Below are 16,229 nucleotides of genomic sequence, written 5' to 3' on the forward strand. Positions count from 1 at the left end.
TTATTCCTCGTGGATTGAAGGGGGTAAAAGGGATTGCCATTGGCCGGCGATCAGGCCGGACAGCGGTTGATAGTCGATTTTGTAGCGCATTTTACGGCATTCGGCGATCCAAAAACCCAGATAAACGTAGGGTAGCTCCAATTGTTTGGCGTATTCGATCTGCCACAGCACCGCATACACGCCGGGACTGTAGGCCGCCAGGGCCGGGTCGAAAAAGGTATATACCGCCGACAGGCCGTGATCGACGACGTCGACGACCGCGACGGCCGCCAGCCGGCCTTCGATCAAGAATTCGACGAAATGGGTATCGCACCAACGGCTGCCGAGAAAACGCAAATAATCTTCCTCGCTCGGCGGCGCTTCGTCCGGTTTGTCGTGGCGAGCCCGCAGATAGGTTTGATAAAGCCGGAAATGGCGAGGATCGAATTCGGCGCCGCGTATGACGGTCCGGGTGGATGTGTTCCGCGTCAGGCAACGGCGTTGTTTGCGGTTCGGTTGGAATTCTCGCACTGGAACGCGGGTGGGTATGCAGGCTTGGCAGTGGTCGCAATGCGGCCGGTACACGTGATCGCCGCTACGCCGGAAGCCCAGTTCGATCAGGCGCGAATAAACGGCGGGATCCAGTTCGGTATCGGGATGGACGAAGGCCGAGCGAGCGCGCCGATCGTCCAGATAGGCGCAATCCTGTTCGCCGCTCAGCCAAAGAGAAATCGATTTTAGATTTGCCACGCTTGCGGATGCGGTGCCTGTTTGCACAAGACGGCCAGTGCCGCCGCGAATTCGCGGCGCGGGATGTCCTCTGCGCCTAAACTGAGTAAATGATCGCTACTGACTTGGCAGTCGATCAACTGGTAACCCCAGCTATCCAAATGACGCACCAAATCCACGAATGCGACTTTCGACGCATCGGTGGCGCGATGGAACATCGATTCGCCGAAGAACACCCGGCCGATCGCCAGACCGTACAAGCCGCCGACCAGTTCGCCGTTTTGCCAGGTCTCCCAGGAATGCGCGACGCCGAGTTGATGTAGCGTTTGGTAAGCGGCGCGCATATCGTCGGTGATCCAGGTGCCGCCATCCTCCCGGCGCGGCGCAGCGCAGGCCTCGATGACCTCGGCGAAAGCCGTGTCGCGGCGGGTTTCGAAATGCCCTCTACGCAGAGTTTTCGCCAGGCTGCGCGATACGTTCAAACTCTGCGGAAACAATACCAGGCGTGGATCGGGCGACCACCACAAGATCGGTTCGCCGGGGTTAAACCACGGAAACGCGCCGTGCCGGTAAGCGTTAACCAGACGCCGAGGCGATAGACAACCGCCTATCGCTAGCAGGCCGTTAGGCTCGGTCAGCGCGCGTTCCAACGGCGGGAACGCTTGACCGGGGCGCAGGGGGTCGAGAACGCTGAGTTGCATGCTGGCCGGACGTGAATGAATGGAGTTGCCAACATTGTAAAGCAAACCGGCTTACGGCGGATTGCTGGCGGGCGGCGGCCGTTAAGACTTCGCGGTGGGCGGGTATCGGTCTGGCAGAAAACGGACTCACGTATTCAGCGACAGTCCCAACACGAAATCGACCAGATTGAACGTCAAGCCAAAAATCGCTAGTTCCAGTTTGGCGGGAGATTTAAACAGCGAGGTCGCGGCCAGCATCATGCCGCAAGCATTGGCGGCCAGGAAACCGTATTGCATCAAGCGTAATACCAACAGCGAATTGTGGACGGGACCGTCGCTGGCTTGCACCGCGAACGACAACGGTAGCAAGAACGTCAGCCAGACTATCAGCGCGATGCCGCCAATAATCAATGCCGATCTGGCATAGCCGTACGAGCGATAGCGTCGCTTGCGGAGATTGGTCTGGCGGGAGATTTTGTTGTGGGTCAAGATGGACGCGGGCGGGTTTGTAACGGATATTTAGTTCTAAACGCTTGGGTGGGCAAAGTCACGGATGATGGCTGAAAACTGTCGCGCGGTGCAAATAATATTTTGCACTCCAAACGGCGCGGACTAATACTGTTAAGTTGCCGCGCCGCGAATGCACGCAAAACATGCCCGATGCCGATTAGGCACTGTTTAGAACCAAATCAATGCGGCGTTCGGAGGTAATGAAGAGCGGGGGGATTCGGCAACGAAGTCGTCGACAAACCCCAGAACGGCAAGCCCGGTTTAAACCGGCGCGGCCAACATGCCTTGGGTGACGATGAATTGAGCGACGGCGTCCAGGCCAACGCCGGCCTTGATATTGGTAAACACGAACGGCCGCTCGCCGCGCATTTTCTTGGCGTCGCGGTCCATCACCTCCAACGACGCACCGACGTAAGGCGCCAGATCGATTTTATTGATCACCAATAAATCCGATTTGGTAATGCCGGGGCCGCCCTTGCGCGGAATTTTGTCGCCGGCCGAGACGTCGATTACGTAAATCGTCAAATCGGCCAGTTCCGGGCTGAAGGTGGCGCTGAGATTGTCGCCGCCGCTTTCCACCAACACGAAATCCAGCTCCGGGAAGCGCTCGCACAACTCGTCCACCGCCGCCAGATTCATAGACGCATCTTCGCGGATCGCGGTATGCGGACAGCCACCGGTTTCCACACCCAGGATGCGTTCTTCCGGCAGCGCCTGGCTACGGATCAGAAATTGCTGATCCTCGCGGGTGTAAATGTCGTTGGTGACCACGCCGATTTGAAAATCCTCGCGCATGCGTTTGCACAAGGCGTCCACCAACGCGGTTTTGCCGGAACCCACCGGGCCGCCGACGCCGATTCTCAATACCTGTTTGTCGTTCATGTTGTCTCCAGTTGCCCGGATGCAATCCGGGGATTTAAGTTGATCCAACCTCGATTCCGCTGTACGGCAGCGAGGATGCGTCTCTCGGTAGCGGCGAATTATTCACCCGGCCCGCTTTATCACCGGTATTCCGTTCGGGCCGAGCTTGTCGAAGCCTGAGGTGGCAAGCTTTTCGACAGGGCGAACAGAGCGTAGGGCAATGCCGTTAAGTTAAGCCGTTCGTGGTGAGCCTGTCGAACCATGAACGGTTTAACTTAACGGCATCGAAGCGCAAGCTGGGCGCAGTAAGTGCCCACCTGCGATCTCAAGACCTAAACAGCCGCGAATACTGCATCTCGTGCCGGCTACTGGCCAAAGCCAGACCGAAACAACTGCCGCCGATCTGATCGTCATTCAATTGCAACGCCCGCTCGACCAAAGCCGGCAACTCGCCGGCCAAGCTTTGCAGCAACTGCTGCCCGGCCACCTGGCCCAGCGGCACCAGCTTGATCGCACCCAGCACCTGATTTTCCAGCCAGCCCCACAAATAACCGGCAACCGCATCGGCTTTATCGATTTGCCAGCGGGTTGCCGCCAGCGCAAACAAGGCCGCCAAGGTCGCATCGGGCCGTTTTTGCCAAGTCTGGGCTTCCGGCATCTCCAACTTGATCAGCAAGCGCGCCAGGGCCTGGCCGGTCTGCTTGTCCTCGGCGCGCAATTCGGCGGTTTCCCGGCAGGCGCTCAGGGTTTGGCTCCAATGCGTGACAGCCGTAAGGTCATTGGTCCGCCAGGCATCGTACAACCTTGCCAACAACGGCGCATCGACCTTGCCCAAGCCGTTGTGCAACAAGCCGCGCAGCCAGTCGCCGGTTTGTTCGGCATTGGTTACCCAGCCGTCATGCACCGCCGTTTCCAGCCCCTGGGAATAGCTGTACATGCCGATCGGCAAACTGGGGCTGACCAGTTGCAGCAGCCGCAACAAGCTTAAATCAGTGACCATGGCTGTGGTAAGCGCCGGCTTCCGGTTCGAACGGCAGGGTTTGATGCTCGACGGTCAAGCCCAAACCGACCAGCATTTGATCCAGCACATGATCGGTCAAAAACCGCAATTCGCCGGGCAAAATTTGCAAGGCCACGTGACGGTTGCCCAAGTGGTAACAGGCGCGGGCGAACAACATCGGATCGGCGCATTTCACCACCGATAAGGCTTCCGGCGCGGCGTTGACCCGCACCTTGAAGCCCTGGGCGTTGGTTAGCACCGCGCCGTGCTTCAAGGTTTGCCCTCTGGGCAAAAACACCCCGACTTGAACGCCGCCTTGGGTAATGGCCGGTTGCCGGGACTTTTGCCGGGCCTCGAAGGGCAGGGTTAGGGTGTCGTCGGGAGATTCTTGGGATTCTGTGGTTTCGGTGAGTTTTAGCATTTGGTTTTTTTGTGTAGGTCGGGTTAGCGAAGCGTAACCCGACACGTCGGCTTCCAGATTACTTGATGTCTTTTGGTCTTGTTGTGTCGCTGTCGCGACGGTTTTTTTACATGTCGGTTCGCGGACCGACAACCGCGTTACTTTCGCTACGAAAATCGTCCCTGGTTTTCGCCCTTTGGCCAACCTGTCGGTTGTTCATATTCATTCCAAACGAATTTGTGCTTGGCCTCGGCAATTGCTCCATGCCTTGCTATACCTCCGGCATCCATATGGAAAAAGCCCCTCTCCCTTTGGGATAAGGTTGGGATGACGGAAACAAAATAAAGCTTTCTTGCCTATTTATCGCTCTCACCCTAGCTCTTCCTGAGGCAGAGGGGAGCATCCGTTCTTAACTAAATGGCAGTGGCGCAGCGCGTGGGGAAGCATAAAATTATCAGCAGCCACCGCCGCCTTCGTTTGAATGATTACTGGGGCCAATTTTCCGCCATTCACTATACCCGCAGCGTTTGCAACGATAGAAATATTCCAATTCATATACGGCTTGTTTCAATTGCCGGCTCTGGCCGGTTTTATTAAACGACCTGTATTCCTGGCAATGCGGGCATTGGTCAATGAAACACAAACCGATACAAACCACAAACAACAAAATCAGTATGAAAAATGCCATTTAATGACGCTTATTTATTTGATGTCGCTGTCGGGGCGGGTGGTTGAAATGTCGGGTCTCGGCCCGACAGCCACGATACTTTCGCTACGAAAATCATTCCTGGTTTTCTCTCTACTGGCCTTGATGTCTTTTGGTTTTGTTGTGTCGCTGTCGCGACGAGTTTTTTACATGTCGGTTCGCGGACCGACAACCGCGATACTTTCTTTTGCTTGGCCAAAAGAAAGTATCCAAAGAAAAGGCCATCCCATGCCGCTTGAATCACTCGGTACATTCATATACCTCGCCCTTCGAGTGCTATCGCATGCAAATCGGCTATCCTGTCGATTTGCCCTGTGCTCCGAAGGGTTTGAGCGGGGGCTCGAATGGGCATTCAGCCCCTGCGAAAAACGCGATGTATCCTTGCATCGCCCCTGCGGACAAATCCGCCTCAACCCTCCGGTACTCGGCGCGGCGTCAGGGGAGAAAAAAACTCCCAACATTAATGCTGTCTTGTTTCTTATCGTTCCGAAACTCCAGCGTCGGAACTACTCAAGACGTGGGTTAATTGCTTTGCAATATGGGTGTAAACCCTTTGGTTGCTAACCATAAGCTTATGTAACGGTGCATTGATTTTATGGTTGCTAGCCATTCGCCATTCGGAGCTTTTGGACGGCACTATCATCGCATCTAGCGGCGTTCTATACGTATGTAAGGCAATATGCGCAAGCTTGTTTTCGGACTTGGCTAGTTCATTAAGTAACGGGCTATTCGGCCTTAAATCCTTTACGCCTTGGCCGGGGTACAAATACGCGGTTAGCGTTCCTTTGAGCGGACCGGATATCGCGAAAAAAGCTTTTGTCCGTCGATAGCCGTCTAATTGTTGCAAGTAATAACGGGATACTATTGTGCCCATACTAAAACCGACAACGGCAATCGGCTCATCGTTACTAACTTGTTCGTCAATATATTGCTTCAGTTTTTCAGATAGATCGGCAATTCCTAGTCGCGCATCTGCTGGTTTTAAGTCAGGTGCAAAGCATTGATGACCGTTTGCTTCCAATTTCGCGATTAAACGGTGAAATATTCTTCCTGTATCAAATATGCCATGGACAAGTATTACTTTCATAATCGGATATTTAGGATATTTGTTGTATTGTTGAGCCGATTTTGAAGTGCCCAGGTTGAGCACGATTTAGCCAGCGTAGTCCAATGGGATGGACTCCTCCCCCCTAGCGGCATCGAAGTGCCGGAGGGGTAAACTTAAGTGACCCAACAAACGGATAACGACACCTAAAAACACAAAAACCATCAAGTAGGGTTTGCTTCGCAATATATGCCCATGGATAACGCTATAAACCAAACTCAAGCCATTTTCCGATCAGAATCATCCGAAAGATGGACGTTAAATTTCAGTCCCAATGCATTTGTCACCTTCAAAATAGTGCCGAAACTTGGATTACCCTCGCCGGACAACGCTTTATATAAACTTTCCCGCCCCATACCGGTATCCTTGGCCAACTGCGTCATGCTGCGGGCGCGGGCGACATTGCCCAAGGCTTTGGCGATAAAGGCGGCGTCGTCGCCGGCTTCTTCGAAACAAGCTTGCAAATACAATTCGATGTCTTCGTCGGTTTGTAAATGCTCGGCCGAATCCCAGCGTTTTAATTTGATTGTCATGATTGCTCCTTAATTTGTCTGGCCAACTGAATAGCGGTCTTGATGTCTTGAGCCTGCGAGGACTTATCGCCGCCAGCCAGTAGTACAACGATTTCGTAGCCGTCTCCACGTTGCGTGTAATAAATCCGATAACCCGGACCGGTGTTGACGCGCATTTCGGATACGCCTTCGCCAACCGGTTTGCAATCGCCGAAATGACCATCCTCGGCACGGTCGATACGCATTTGGATACGACGTTTGGCCTGAATGTCTTTCAAGCCGGTAAACCAGTGGTCGAAAAGCTCGGTCGTTAAAACGGTTTTCACGTTCCGATTGTATCCTAATTTATACAGATATAAAGCGATTGATCGGACTTAAACATTCCAGCCTTTCAACATCAAAACAAAAAATCCAACGCCGCCCTAATCTCAAACCGCAAAGCCTCCAGCGATGTTACCGGCTCCGTCAATATTCTTACCGGAACCGCAGCCAATTCCGGCATTTCCAAAACGTATTCGACGCCGTCGATGTCCAAGACCGGCATTAAATTAGCCGGTAACGAAATCGCCCGGAAGCGGTCGCGGCGCCGTAACGGGACCACAATCCGGCTATCCAAGCCATTCAAAACATCGCTTTGCACATCCAACAAAAAGGGTGCATCGGCGGATTTGTCGCTGTTATTGCCGTAGACCTCGAAACGCGCCATGTCAGAAGATCCGGAATTCGTCTAGCGGTAAACCATCTTGTTCCAAGATTTGGTTATAGGCCGAAATAAATTCGGCATGTTCCTGCCGCCAACTGCTTTCGCGCTCGCTACGCACCAGTTCGCGCAAGTAGCGGTCGCAGGCTTGCGAAATATTCATGTTCAACGTCTTGGCTTCGGCCAGCACGTCGGCGGACAAGGTGAGATTGGTGGCTTTTTGACTGTGCTGTTGGGTGCCATGATTACGCCTTAATGCGTCTAATGTATGCGCAACATAATGCACATGACAGCTAATGCTTGTACATCGGGTGAATTCCCCATGCAGTGCCGAGCATCGGAGGGTTCGACTGGTAACCAAGCTCCAGCTTGGTTACCTGATCTTGGAAACTCCCGTTTCCCGGTCAAATCAATCAAAGCTGGCGTTTTCAAGGCGCGGTTCCCAAACTGGAGTTTGGGGAACCGCCGCAAGTCTTTTTGCTTTTCGTTTAATGCTCTGAGCTTCACGCGCAAGGCTTTTTGCCTTTCGTTTATTGCTCGGAGTCTCGCGCGCAAATCTTTTTGTGTTGCGTTTATCGCTCGGAGCCTCGCACGCAAGTTTTTTTGAGTTGCGTTTATTGCTCGGGGCCTTGCGCGCAAGTCTTTTTGAGTTGCGTTTATTGCTCGGAGCCTCGCACGCAAGTCTTTTTGCCTTTCGTTTATTGCTCAGAGCCTTGCGCTTGCTGCCGGCGACAGCATCGACAAGACGGCTGGCGTTGTTGGCCCGGTTTCGAGTCGAACAGCACCCGTTAAACGCTTTGAGTAGCGCAAGCCGCGCCTTGGATTTACCACCGCAAACTAGGCATGTCCGGCTGGGCGCCGCAGTGCCGATGCTGTCTCAAACCCCGGATGCCGCGCCGAGTATCGGGATATACCGAATAAGTCATCCGCGGCTGCGCCAATGGCCGCCCGAAATAAAGCGTGGAAACCGTCACACTTTTCCAGTCTAAAACTTAACAGAGCGCCAAGGATAGTTTCCCTAAATTAACACCGTCCCAAACAGTTTCGCGGAGATTAAAAAAATGATCGCGAAGACCTACGGACACACTGCCCTTGCATTTGGATATTACCCGTTTCCGAGTAAGTGATATTCCAGATTCAAACGCAGTGTTGGTTAATTAGTCCTTGTGTTTACTATCTTTAAGGTGAGTCTCATGAAAACTATCAAAAATCTGTTGTTAATGCTGTCTGTAATTGCTGCTTCCATGTTTGGCGCCAGTGCCGCCAATGCCGCGAGTTGTGGCGGAGGTTGGACCACTGTCACCGGCGTCTACGAATATAATGTAAACGGTACGACCTACGGTTATATTTACACGGTGCCCGAGCACAGCGTATTGCCGGGCTATACCAACTATTTCTTGACTTATAATCAAACCGCCTTGATCCAGGCAAAAATGGCGCTGCAAAACCATCAAAGCTTGTATTTGTACGGTGATACCGGCACTGCAGCCTGCCCAACTTCCGGATCTTTCCGCTACCTGGGTACTTTAACCTATCTGTACGAGTATTAATCGCTAAACCGGATCATGCGGAATCTTTGGCCTGATTCGTCCGACCGAGATTCCGCTCCGAGCAAACTCAAACTAGGTCAAGATCATGAACAAATTTGTCTCAATACTGGGTGTGGCTAGCATTTTTGCGAGCGGATATTTTGCCGGTCAGCAATTTCCGGATCGCGGCGTGAGCCATCCGGCGGCACCGGAACATGCCGCTTCAGCTTCCGCGCCGGTCATCGCGGCTGGCGCAAACAGAAGGCTGGATATTCCGCCGGCAAATACCGCAATGTCTCAGGACACTCAATTACCCCCGCACGAGCGCCAACGGCTGGCGCCAGCCAATAGCTTGTCGCCCGAGGATGAGGCTGCGCGTAACGAAGCCAATGCCGAGATGATTGCGTCGATGCGAGCTAACCATTTACCGGATGAGCATATTGCTCAAATGGAACAGACTTTGAAAGAACAGGAATCTGCTGGTCCCGTTCAGCCCGAAGAACCGGTCGCGGAACGAACCGGCGCGGAATTGAGCGCAGAGTTACGGGCAAGCCTCAAGCAATCCGGTGTTCCGCCGGAAATCATCGAAGCGATGGCTCAGCAAGTGGAAGCCGACACCGTCAGCATCGACGAACCGGTTCCGCCCCATAAAGCCCCCAGACCGGGTTCCTGAGCCAACGGCTGGCGAGTTTTCTTCCGCCATCCCTTTCTTGTTGTGGCTGGCCGATACCGGGCCGGACACGGGATAGGGATGGCTAAATCGTCCTCAAAACAAAAAATACCGCTGCGCCATCGGCAACACCACCGCCGGTTCGCAAATCAACAACTCTCCATCCGCCCGCACCTGATAAGTCTGCGGACAAACCTCCATCACCGGCTGATAGTCATTCAATTTCAAATCGGCCTTGCCGATGGTTCGGGTGTTTTTCACCGTACCCACCCGCTTTTGCAGCCCCAACTGACCTGCCAGACCGGAAGTCACCGCCACCTGCGGCAAAAAGATCATCGAGTTGTTGGCGGCGGTGCGGCCGAAGCTGCCGAACATGGGCCGGTAATGCACCGGTTGCGGGGTGGGTATCGAGGCATTGGCATCGCCCATCGGCGCGGCGGCGATCAGGCCGCCTTTGATGATCAGGCTGGGTTTGACGCCGAAGAAGGCTGGTTGCCACAACACCAGATCGGCCAGTTTGCCGGCTTCGATGGAGCCCACTTCGTGGCTGATGCCGTGACTGATGGCCGGGTTGATGGTGTATTTGGCGATGTAACGCTTGATACGGAAATTGTCGTTTTGCGCGGTGTCGCAGCCCAAGGCGCCGCGCTGCGCTTTCATTTTATGCGCGGTTTGCCAAGTGCGGATCACCACTTCGCCGACTCGGCCCATGGCTTGTGAGTCCGAAGAAATCATCGAAAACGCGCCCAGGTCGTGCAGGATGTCCTCGGCGGCGATGGTTTCGCGGCGGATGCGCGATTCGGCGAAGGCCACGTCTTCCGGGATGCTGGGGTCAAGATGATGGCAAACCATCAGCATGTCCAAGTGCTCATCGACGGTGTTCACCGTGTAGGGTCGGGTCGGGTTAGTCGATGACGGCAGCACATTGTTCAAGCCGCAGGCTTTGATGATGTCCGGGGCATGTCCGCCGCCGGCGCCTTCGGTGTGGTAAGTATGTATCGTGCGGCCCTTGAAGGCGGCGAAAGTGTCTTCCACAAACCCCGATTCGTTCAAGGTGTCGGTGTGAATTGCCACCTGCACGTCGTAATCGTCGGCCACGCCTAGGCAGCAGTCTATCGCCGCTGGGGTGGTGCCCCAGTCTTCGTGCAGTTTCAGGCCCATCGCGCCGGCTTTGATTTGTTCTTCCAAGGCGCCGGGCAGGCTGGCGTTGCCCTTGCCCAGCAAACCAAAATTCATCGGCAAACCGTCCAGCGCGGTCAGCATTTGTTGCAGATGCCAGGGTCCTGGCGTGCAAGTGGTGGCGTTGGTGCCGGTGGCCGGCCCGGTGCCACCGCCGATCATCGTCGTTACGCCGGAGCACAGCGCTTCTTCGATCTGCTGCGGGCAGATGAAATGGATGTGGGCGTCGATGCCGCCGGCGGTCAAAATCTGGCCTTCGCCGGCGATGACTTCGGTGCCGGGGCCGACGATGATGTCCACGCCGGGCTGCACGTCCGGATTGCCGGCCTTGCCTATCTTGAAGATACGGCCGTCCTTGACGCCGACATCGGCTTTGACGATGCCCCAATAATCGATGATCAATGCATTGGTAATCACCAAATCCACGGCTTGATCGTTCCCCAATTGGCTTTGGCCCATGCCGTCGCGGATTACCTTACCGCCGCCGAATTTCACCTCGTCGCCGTAAACGGTGTAATCGGCTTCCACTTCCAGAATCAAATCGGTGTCGGCCAGCCGCAGGCGGTCGCCGGTGGTGGGGCCGAACATGTCGGCGTAAGCCGCTCTCGAAATCTTGCTCATGCGGTTTTCTCCAATGCGCCCATCACCTCGCCCCTAAAGCCGTAAACCTCGCGCTTGCCGGCGAAGGCTACCAACTGCACCTCGCGCTGCTGGCCCGGCTCGAAACGCACCGCGGTGCCGGCCGGAATATCCAATCTAAAACCCAAGGCCACACTGCGGTCGAAGTGCAAAGCCGGGTTGGTTTCGTAAAAATGATAGTGCGAGCCGACCTGAATTGGCCGGTCGCCGCTGTTGGCAACCAAGACTTTAACGGTGGCGCGGCCGGCGTTGAGTTCGATGTCGCCAGCGGCTGGGAAGATTTCTCCGGGGATCATATTGGGCTCCTTTTATTCATTTTTTCCGCGTGGGCACGATAAATCGTGTCCACCCTACATGTTGGATTTTCTTTGCTTTCTGACGAATTGTCGTAGGGTGGGCACGTGCTTTTTGTGCCCACGCGATGATTAAACAATCGGCTCATGCACCGTCACCAATTTGGTGCCATCCGGAAACGTCGCCTCCACCTGCACCTCGGTCAGCATCTCGGCGATACCATCCATCACATCGTCGATGCTTAATAGCGTTCGACCATAAGCCATCAACTCGGCCACAGTCTGGCCGTCGCGCGCGCCTTCCATGATCGCGGCGGAGATATAAGCCACGGCTTCCGGGTAGTTAAGTTTCAAGCCTCTGGCCTTGCGGCGCTCGGCGAGGAGGGCGGCAGTGAAGAGGAGGAGTTTGTCTTTTTCTCTTGGGGTTAATTGCATGGCGGTATCGTCAGCTAAATAGTAGTGTTTGGAATGTTGGTAAGTTGTATCGCGGTTAAATGTTTCCCAACTTGCATAGGGCTATCTTCCGAGTTATTGTGTCGTACAGTTTTTCGTACAACAGGAGCATTAATGGACGCCATCAGTTACAGCGCCGCTCGCGCCAATTTAGCCAAAACCATGGACAAGGTTTGCGCCGACCATGCCCCCATCATCATCACTCGCAAAAGCGAATCCCCGGTGGTGATGCTGTCTTTGGAAGACTACCAAGCCATGGAGGAAACCGCCTATTTGTTACGCTCGCCAGCCAACGCCCGCCGCTTGCTGGAATCCATCGCCGAGTTGGAATCCGGCCAAGGCACGGAGCATGAGTTGATCGAGTGAAAATCACTTTTTCCGCCGATGCCTGGGATAGCTATCTGTACTGGCAAACCACCGACAAGGCCATTCTTAAACGCATCAACCAATTGATCAAGGAAATCCAGCGCCAGCCGTTCGAGGGCATCGGTAAGCCGGAACGGTTGAAGCACGGTTTGTCCGGCTATTGGTCGCGGCGGATTAACGACGAGCATAGAATCGTCTATAAAGTTGCCGGCGATACGTTGTTGATCGCACAGTTGCGGTATCACTATGAGTATTGACCTTTAGGTTTTGTCGCAGATTGTTAATGTTGTGTCGCTGCCGCGACGGTTGTTTTTAATGTCGGGTCTCGGCCCGACAGCCGAGGTACTTTTCTTTGGACGGCCAAAGAAAAGTACCCAAAAGAAAGGCCGCCCCATGCCGCTTTGATCCTGCGCTCCGAAGGGTTTGAACGGGGTTTTCGGAAGGGTTATCCATAGCCCTCCGAAAACGAGCGGCATCCCTGCCGCTCCCCTGCGGGCTGATCCGTCCAAACCCTCCGGTGCTCGGCGCGGCATCAGGGGAGAAAACCGTCCCGAATTTTGAAGTCAAAAAATGAAATTCGGTAGGTCCGATTAGCGAAGCGTAATCGGACGGATGTTTAAATAATCAATTTATTGAATGCCTTATAAAAATATATAATATCAAAAAGTCAAAAATTAAACTATTCAATAAACTCATTCGTCCGATTACGCTTCGCTAATCGGACCTACGGCGCCTGAGCAGCCAGTAATAGACTTCGGGTTCGGTTTTCAAAGTCTTCAGAAAATTCAGCTCCTTTCAAATTTTCAATTAGTTTTCTGACTTGTTTACATTCTGTATAATTGAAATTTGATCGTAACCATAAAAAACACAGTATTAGCCAAGAGGAGTATTTGCATAAGTCTCTTAGGTCATTGCAATTAATTTGAACTCCATGACCTTCATGAACGATTTTAGACCGAAGATCATAAAGGGCATTAATGCGCTTAGACAACCAGCGAACATTAGGTCTATCACTAAACTCGTGTCCACAATACCATATTAATATAGGCATACCGTCAACAAGATTTCTTGTTATTCCATTTTGAGAATGAAGTCCCGTTGTTAGTAAGCTTTCAATTGAAATCCAATACTTAACAAACGCAGAGTCTGGTTTAAAATCGTTTTGAGCTTCTCCAATCCAATAGATAGCAGATTTAACTGCCTTTTCATAGTTATTGTAAGGATGAAAAATAAAATCACTTATTTCATTTAAGTAGCCATTTTTCTTTATATCGGAAAAGTTTCTGCTATAAATGTCGAAGGCAAATAATGGAGCTGCGCCTCGATGATTAGATAAGGAAATGTGGTCGGATTCTACATAAAAAAAGTCCGAATCATTTTCAGGCCATTCGTTTTCAATAGAAATCTTAACTAAGCCTTCTTGTACACGATCATGGTGCAAGACACAAAATATGAATCTAAAATAAGAAATTACTGAATTTGCCTTCTCTCTGGCAACTAGTTCAGATAAATCTCTACAACCAAAAACACTTACTATTAGAGTAGTTTTGCCAATGAACTTTTTATACAAGGTTGAGTGTAAATATTCTGTCCATTGGTAATTGTTACTCTTGTTTTCATCAAGGAGTCGGTCGGCTAACGCCTTGTCAAATAAAACTATAGATACTTCGCCGAATTCCTCATGTAAACTATCCTTTAGCATCAAGCCGTGTACGGAAAAATAAAATCTATATTTATGTAGTTTTGAGTTAATTTTCTCAATCCACGTAGAAGTAAAAAAATCAAAATCAAATTTATTTTGCTCAATAAAATGCTCGTCAAGCGAATCTGAAAATGCCCAAAAAACAGTGTCTAGGCTAGCAACTCCAGCAATGTCATCCCAAGACATAAGCTTTTTGCAAAAATCTAAAAATAAATCGCATGTCTCGCGTGAATACGCGCGCCTAGATTTATGGAGATGGTTTGGGTAATTTTTGAGGTCGTCTAAACTGGTTGGTATTATAAAGTTTTTCTTGTCGGTAATAGATGAAAAAGAGCATTGTAGTTTTTTGCATAATTTCCTAGGTATATTTTTGAAGATAATTTCCATTGAATATCTTTGTTTTTATCTCATAGGGTTCACAATGTGAAACGCATTCTGCGCGATAGATGCGCCGCCTATTGTCAGCAGCATCCTACAATAGAACTCGAAACCCAAATTGCAAAATAATCCAACAACATTTCTTCTCGTGACGGGGCTATTGCCCCTGATGCCGCGCCGAGCACCGGAGGGTTTGGGCGGATTAGCCCGCAGGGGAGCGGCAGGAATGCCGCTCGTTTTCGGAGGGCTATGGATAGCCCTTCCGAAAACCCCGTTCAAACCCTTCGGAGCGCAGGATACAAGCGGCATGGGGTGTCGTTTCTTTTGGGTACTTTTCTTTGGACAAGCAAAGAAAAGTACCTCGGCTGTCGGGCCGAGACCCGACATTAAAAACAACCGTCGCGCTAGCGACACCAAATCCCAACTCGAAGCCATCCATGGCTTCTGGATTCCGGCAATCCATGCCGGAATGACGCGTTCAGTAAGACCGCTGTAAACCGATACGACGACACCAGACAAAACAAACATGCTTACGTCGCCCAAATCCTCGGCGCACAAACGGCCTTACCAACAACATCCCCCCTCACCAAGCCCCAAACTTCTTCAAAAAACCCCTTCAACAAATCAGCCCTAAGATCCAAGCCTCGACAAATCAACAAACCCTCTATCAAAGTCACCCCGCGATTAGCCTCATCGCCAATCAATGCCTGCACTGCCGCCAACTGCAAAGGCGTAGCCGGATAAACGAACAGCGTCCCGCACGCCGAATGCCCAAACAAACCCCAGCGGGCTTGAAAGGCTTCGGCATCCAGGTGCAAGCGTTCCAAGTAAACCAATCGCCCGGCATGGCTAATGCGCCAGTTCAGGCTGGCGGCGCCGTTCTCAAAGCCCTCGCCAGCGGCCGGGCGGCCTAAGGCCAATATTTCCCAACCGATGAAGTGGGCCTGATCGGCCAGATCGATATTCATGCTGGAGTTTAAGCGCGCACCTTCGTAAACGATGGTTTCCTGCGGCAACCATTCCAGGCTGGCGTTCTCAGCAACTGTGAGGTTGATGGCCTGCCGCGCCTCGCCGCCGCCGCTGCGATAAAACTTGCCGGCAGCGGGGGTGGTAATCAGGGCTTGGGCGTCGGGTTCGACATCGGCGTTAATGCTTAATTGATCGCCGGCCACGACGCCGCCGGGTGGGTGTAGCAAATACACATGGCAGACGCCGCCTTCCGGGTAGAAGGGCCGCTGCACGGTCAAGGGGCCACGGTGGGTGCGGTTGACCAAGGCGGTTTTGGATCCACGTGGGGCGAAACCTAAAGTGAGTTCGGCTTCCCAGTGGCTGAACGATTGACTACAAAACTGTTTCTCCGCGAGCTCGTTACTCATTTGAATCTGTTAGTTGTTCAGGGTTCGAAACCTTATTTTGCGTGCCCTTCGACAAGCTCAGGACGACCGGTAATTAGAGGCGGGTAACAAAGTCAATCCGTTCGTCCTGAGCTTGTCGAAGGATGAATGGATTGACTTTTCGCCAGTCGGCTAACTTCAGCCCAATCACCTCTCATCATGGCTTCTTTCTTTTTCCGACTCCAGCCCTTGATTTGCCGTTCCGCCGATAGCGCTTCTTCTCGCGTGCTGGTTGCCTGAGACCAAATGCACTCTACCGGAAGACGCGATAAAGTGTAGCCGCCGCATTCGCCAGCTTGATGTTGGGCTATTCGTTTTTCGAGATTATCGGTATGGCCGGTGTAATAGCTGCCGTCGGCGCAGCGAAGGATATAAACCCAGAACATTCTGCTTCTTTATCCTTGTTTGAGGTGTTGTAGGTCGCTGTTACGCCAATCAATTCCG

At 52.6% G+C, this 16,229-nt stretch carries 22 protein-coding genes; 5 read left to right on the forward strand and 17 right to left on the reverse strand.

Going from position 1 to position 16,229, the window contains the following annotated elements:
- From ACQE3E_RS04235 to ureE, 6 genes are all read right to left on the reverse strand, one after another.
- Positions 1 to 729, reverse strand: a complete 729-nt coding sequence (locus tag ACQE3E_RS04235; protein WP_313728973.1) for an arginyltransferase — start codon at positions 727 to 729, stop codon at positions 1 to 3.
- Positions 717 to 1,409, reverse strand: a complete 693-nt coding sequence (aat, locus tag ACQE3E_RS04240) for a leucyl/phenylalanyl-tRNA--protein transferase (RefSeq protein WP_168032031.1) — start codon at positions 1,407 to 1,409, stop codon at positions 717 to 719. Before aat ends, ACQE3E_RS04235 begins: the two co-directional genes overlap by 13 nt.
- A gap of 126 nt (positions 1,410 to 1,535) precedes the next feature.
- Positions 1,536 to 1,877: a hypothetical protein gene (locus ACQE3E_RS04245; protein WP_064026847.1), complete on the reverse strand. Its 342-nt coding sequence runs from the start codon at positions 1,875 to 1,877 to the stop codon at positions 1,536 to 1,538.
- A gap of 282 nt (positions 1,878 to 2,159) precedes the next feature.
- Positions 2,160 to 2,780, reverse strand: a complete 621-nt coding sequence (gene ureG, locus ACQE3E_RS04250) for an urease accessory protein UreG (RefSeq protein ID WP_313728971.1) — start codon at positions 2,778 to 2,780, stop codon at positions 2,160 to 2,162.
- Between the two features lie 304 nt (positions 2,781 to 3,084).
- The gene (locus tag ACQE3E_RS04255) at positions 3,085 to 3,759 is read right to left on the reverse strand and encodes an urease accessory protein UreF (RefSeq protein WP_168032027.1); all 675 of its coding nucleotides are present in this window, start codon (positions 3,757 to 3,759) and stop codon (positions 3,085 to 3,087) included.
- On the reverse strand, positions 3,749 to 4,180 hold the full coding sequence (ureE, locus tag ACQE3E_RS04260; RefSeq protein WP_064026853.1) for an urease accessory protein UreE: 432 nt from the start codon (positions 4,178 to 4,180) through the stop codon (positions 3,749 to 3,751). Before ureE ends, ACQE3E_RS04255 begins: the two co-directional genes overlap by 11 nt.
- Before the next feature lie 460 nt (positions 4,181 to 4,640).
- Between ureE and ACQE3E_RS04265 the strand changes: the two genes are divergently transcribed.
- The gene (locus tag ACQE3E_RS04265; protein ID WP_313728970.1) at positions 4,641 to 5,429 is read left to right on the forward strand and encodes a hypothetical protein; all 789 of its coding nucleotides are present in this window, start codon (positions 4,641 to 4,643) and stop codon (positions 5,427 to 5,429) included.
- Here the strand turns inward: ACQE3E_RS04265 and ACQE3E_RS04270 are convergent.
- From ACQE3E_RS04270 to ACQE3E_RS04290, 5 genes are all read right to left on the reverse strand, one after another.
- The gene (locus ACQE3E_RS04270) at positions 5,344 to 6,015 is read right to left on the reverse strand and encodes an esterase/lipase family protein (RefSeq protein WP_281022365.1); all 672 of its coding nucleotides are present in this window, start codon (positions 6,013 to 6,015) and stop codon (positions 5,344 to 5,346) included. The genes ACQE3E_RS04265 and ACQE3E_RS04270 overlap by 86 nt on opposite strands.
- 173 nt (positions 6,016 to 6,188) lie before the next feature.
- Positions 6,189 to 6,503: an addiction module antidote protein gene (locus ACQE3E_RS04275; RefSeq protein WP_281022366.1), complete on the reverse strand. Its 315-nt coding sequence runs from the start codon at positions 6,501 to 6,503 to the stop codon at positions 6,189 to 6,191.
- On the reverse strand, positions 6,500 to 6,808 hold the full coding sequence (locus ACQE3E_RS04280; RefSeq protein ID WP_064026859.1) for a type II toxin-antitoxin system RelE/ParE family toxin: 309 nt from the start codon (positions 6,806 to 6,808) through the stop codon (positions 6,500 to 6,502). The genes ACQE3E_RS04275 and ACQE3E_RS04280 overlap by 4 nt, the downstream gene beginning before the upstream one ends.
- 71 nt (positions 6,809 to 6,879) lie before the next feature.
- Positions 6,880 to 7,188, reverse strand: a complete 309-nt coding sequence (locus ACQE3E_RS04285; protein ID WP_064026861.1) for a CcdB family protein — start codon at positions 7,186 to 7,188, stop codon at positions 6,880 to 6,882.
- 1 nt (position 7,189) lies between these two features.
- Positions 7,190 to 7,468 (reverse strand): type II toxin-antitoxin system CcdA family antitoxin, encoded by a 279-nt coding sequence (locus ACQE3E_RS04290; protein WP_313728969.1) that lies wholly within the window; start codon positions 7,466 to 7,468, stop codon positions 7,190 to 7,192.
- 907 nt (positions 7,469 to 8,375) lie between these two features.
- Between ACQE3E_RS04290 and ACQE3E_RS04295 the strand changes: the two genes are divergently transcribed.
- Positions 8,376 to 8,732 carry a hypothetical protein gene (locus tag ACQE3E_RS04295; protein ID WP_168032017.1) on the forward strand — a complete coding sequence of 119 codons (357 nt, stop codon included), beginning with the start codon at positions 8,376 to 8,378 and terminating at the stop codon, positions 8,730 to 8,732.
- An 85-nt stretch (positions 8,733 to 8,817) separates the two neighbouring features.
- Complete coding sequence (locus ACQE3E_RS04300) at positions 8,818 to 9,384, forward strand: hypothetical protein (protein ID WP_427501253.1); 567 nt, start codon at positions 8,818 to 8,820, stop codon at positions 9,382 to 9,384.
- A 93-nt stretch (positions 9,385 to 9,477) separates the two neighbouring features.
- On the opposite strand, the gene ureC is transcribed toward ACQE3E_RS04300, so the two are convergent.
- From ureC to ureA, 3 genes are all read right to left on the reverse strand, one after another.
- Complete coding sequence (gene ureC, locus ACQE3E_RS04305; protein ID WP_427501254.1) at positions 9,478 to 11,181, reverse strand: urease subunit alpha; 1,704 nt, start codon at positions 11,179 to 11,181, stop codon at positions 9,478 to 9,480.
- On the reverse strand, positions 11,178 to 11,495 hold the full coding sequence (locus tag ACQE3E_RS04310; RefSeq protein ID WP_313728964.1) for an urease subunit beta: 318 nt from the start codon (positions 11,493 to 11,495) through the stop codon (positions 11,178 to 11,180). The genes ureC and ACQE3E_RS04310 overlap by 4 nt, the downstream gene beginning before the upstream one ends.
- 129 nt (positions 11,496 to 11,624) lie before the next feature.
- Positions 11,625 to 11,927: an urease subunit gamma gene (gene ureA, locus ACQE3E_RS04315; RefSeq protein WP_020482653.1), complete on the reverse strand. Its 303-nt coding sequence runs from the start codon at positions 11,925 to 11,927 to the stop codon at positions 11,625 to 11,627.
- Positions 11,928 to 12,059: 132 nt separating this feature from the next.
- Here ureA and ACQE3E_RS04320 point away from each other — a divergent pair, with 132 nt between their 5' ends.
- Positions 12,060 to 12,311, forward strand: a complete 252-nt coding sequence (locus ACQE3E_RS04320; protein ID WP_064026876.1) for a type II toxin-antitoxin system Phd/YefM family antitoxin — start codon at positions 12,060 to 12,062, stop codon at positions 12,309 to 12,311.
- Positions 12,308 to 12,568, forward strand: a complete 261-nt coding sequence (locus ACQE3E_RS04325) for a Txe/YoeB family addiction module toxin (RefSeq protein ID WP_427501255.1) — start codon at positions 12,308 to 12,310, stop codon at positions 12,566 to 12,568. The genes ACQE3E_RS04320 and ACQE3E_RS04325 overlap by 4 nt, the downstream gene beginning before the upstream one ends.
- A gap of 467 nt (positions 12,569 to 13,035) precedes the next feature.
- Here the strand turns inward: ACQE3E_RS04325 and ACQE3E_RS04330 are convergent, their stop codons facing one another.
- The 3 genes from ACQE3E_RS04330 to ACQE3E_RS04340 form a co-directional block, all read right to left on the reverse strand.
- A complete protein-coding gene (locus tag ACQE3E_RS04330; protein WP_427501256.1) occupies positions 13,036 to 14,199 on the reverse strand; it encodes a hypothetical protein in 1,164 nt (387 codons plus the stop codon).
- 722 nt (positions 14,200 to 14,921) lie between these two features.
- Positions 14,922 to 15,767, reverse strand: a complete 846-nt coding sequence (locus tag ACQE3E_RS04335) for an urease accessory protein UreD (protein ID WP_427501257.1) — start codon at positions 15,765 to 15,767, stop codon at positions 14,922 to 14,924.
- Between the two features lie 92 nt (positions 15,768 to 15,859).
- Positions 15,860 to 16,171, reverse strand: a complete 312-nt coding sequence (locus ACQE3E_RS04340; RefSeq protein WP_427501258.1) for a GIY-YIG nuclease family protein — start codon at positions 16,169 to 16,171, stop codon at positions 15,860 to 15,862.
- Positions 16,172 to 16,229 lie beyond the last annotated feature (58 nt).

Origin of the sequence: Methylomonas sp. MED-D, from assembly GCF_050276835.1 — a bacterium.
GTDB classification, from domain to species: Bacteria; Pseudomonadota; Gammaproteobacteria; order Methylococcales; family Methylomonadaceae; genus Methylomonas; species Methylomonas koyamae_A.

What these genes read in the sequence shown, in the direction of transcription:
- aat (WP_168032031.1), bottom strand. Translation starts at nt 1,409, where the DNA reads ATGCAACTCAGCGTTCTCGACCCCCTGCGCCCCGGTCAAGCGTTCCCG.
- ureG (WP_313728971.1), bottom strand. Translation starts at nt 2,780, where the DNA reads ATGAACGACAAACAGGTATTGAGAATCGGCGTCGGCGGCCCGGTGGGT.
- ACQE3E_RS04255 (WP_168032027.1), bottom strand. Translation starts at nt 3,759, where the DNA reads ATGGTCACTGATTTAAGCTTGTTGCGGCTGCTGCAACTGGTCAGCCCC.
- ureE (WP_064026853.1), bottom strand. Translation starts at nt 4,180, where the DNA reads ATGCTAAAACTCACCGAAACCACAGAATCCCAAGAATCTCCCGACGAC.
- ACQE3E_RS04265 (WP_313728970.1), top strand. Translation starts at nt 4,641, where the DNA reads ATGATTACTGGGGCCAATTTTCCGCCATTCACTATACCCGCAGCGTTT.
- ACQE3E_RS04275 (WP_281022366.1), bottom strand. Translation starts at nt 6,503, where the DNA reads ATGACAATCAAATTAAAACGCTGGGATTCGGCCGAGCATTTACAAACC.
- ACQE3E_RS04285 (WP_064026861.1), bottom strand. Translation starts at nt 7,188, where the DNA reads ATGGCGCGTTTCGAGGTCTACGGCAATAACAGCGACAAATCCGCCGAT.
- ACQE3E_RS04295 (WP_168032017.1), top strand. Translation starts at nt 8,376, where the DNA reads ATGAAAACTATCAAAAATCTGTTGTTAATGCTGTCTGTAATTGCTGCT.
- ACQE3E_RS04300 (WP_427501253.1), top strand. Translation starts at nt 8,818, where the DNA reads ATGAACAAATTTGTCTCAATACTGGGTGTGGCTAGCATTTTTGCGAGC.
- ureC (WP_427501254.1), bottom strand. Translation starts at nt 11,181, where the DNA reads ATGAGCAAGATTTCGAGAGCGGCTTACGCCGACATGTTCGGCCCCACC.
- ACQE3E_RS04310 (WP_313728964.1), bottom strand. Translation starts at nt 11,495, where the DNA reads ATGATCCCCGGAGAAATCTTCCCAGCCGCTGGCGACATCGAACTCAAC.
- ureA (WP_020482653.1), bottom strand. Translation starts at nt 11,927, where the DNA reads ATGCAATTAACCCCAAGAGAAAAAGACAAACTCCTCCTCTTCACTGCC.
- ACQE3E_RS04320 (WP_064026876.1), top strand. Translation starts at nt 12,060, where the DNA reads ATGGACGCCATCAGTTACAGCGCCGCTCGCGCCAATTTAGCCAAAACC.
- ACQE3E_RS04330 (WP_427501256.1), bottom strand. Translation starts at nt 14,199, where the DNA reads ATGTCTTGGGATGACATTGCTGGAGTTGCTAGCCTAGACACTGTTTTT.
- ACQE3E_RS04335 (WP_427501257.1), bottom strand. Translation starts at nt 15,767, where the DNA reads ATGAGTAACGAGCTCGCGGAGAAACAGTTTTGTAGTCAATCGTTCAGC.
- ACQE3E_RS04340 (WP_427501258.1), bottom strand. Translation starts at nt 16,171, where the DNA reads ATGTTCTGGGTTTATATCCTTCGCTGCGCCGACGGCAGCTATTACACC.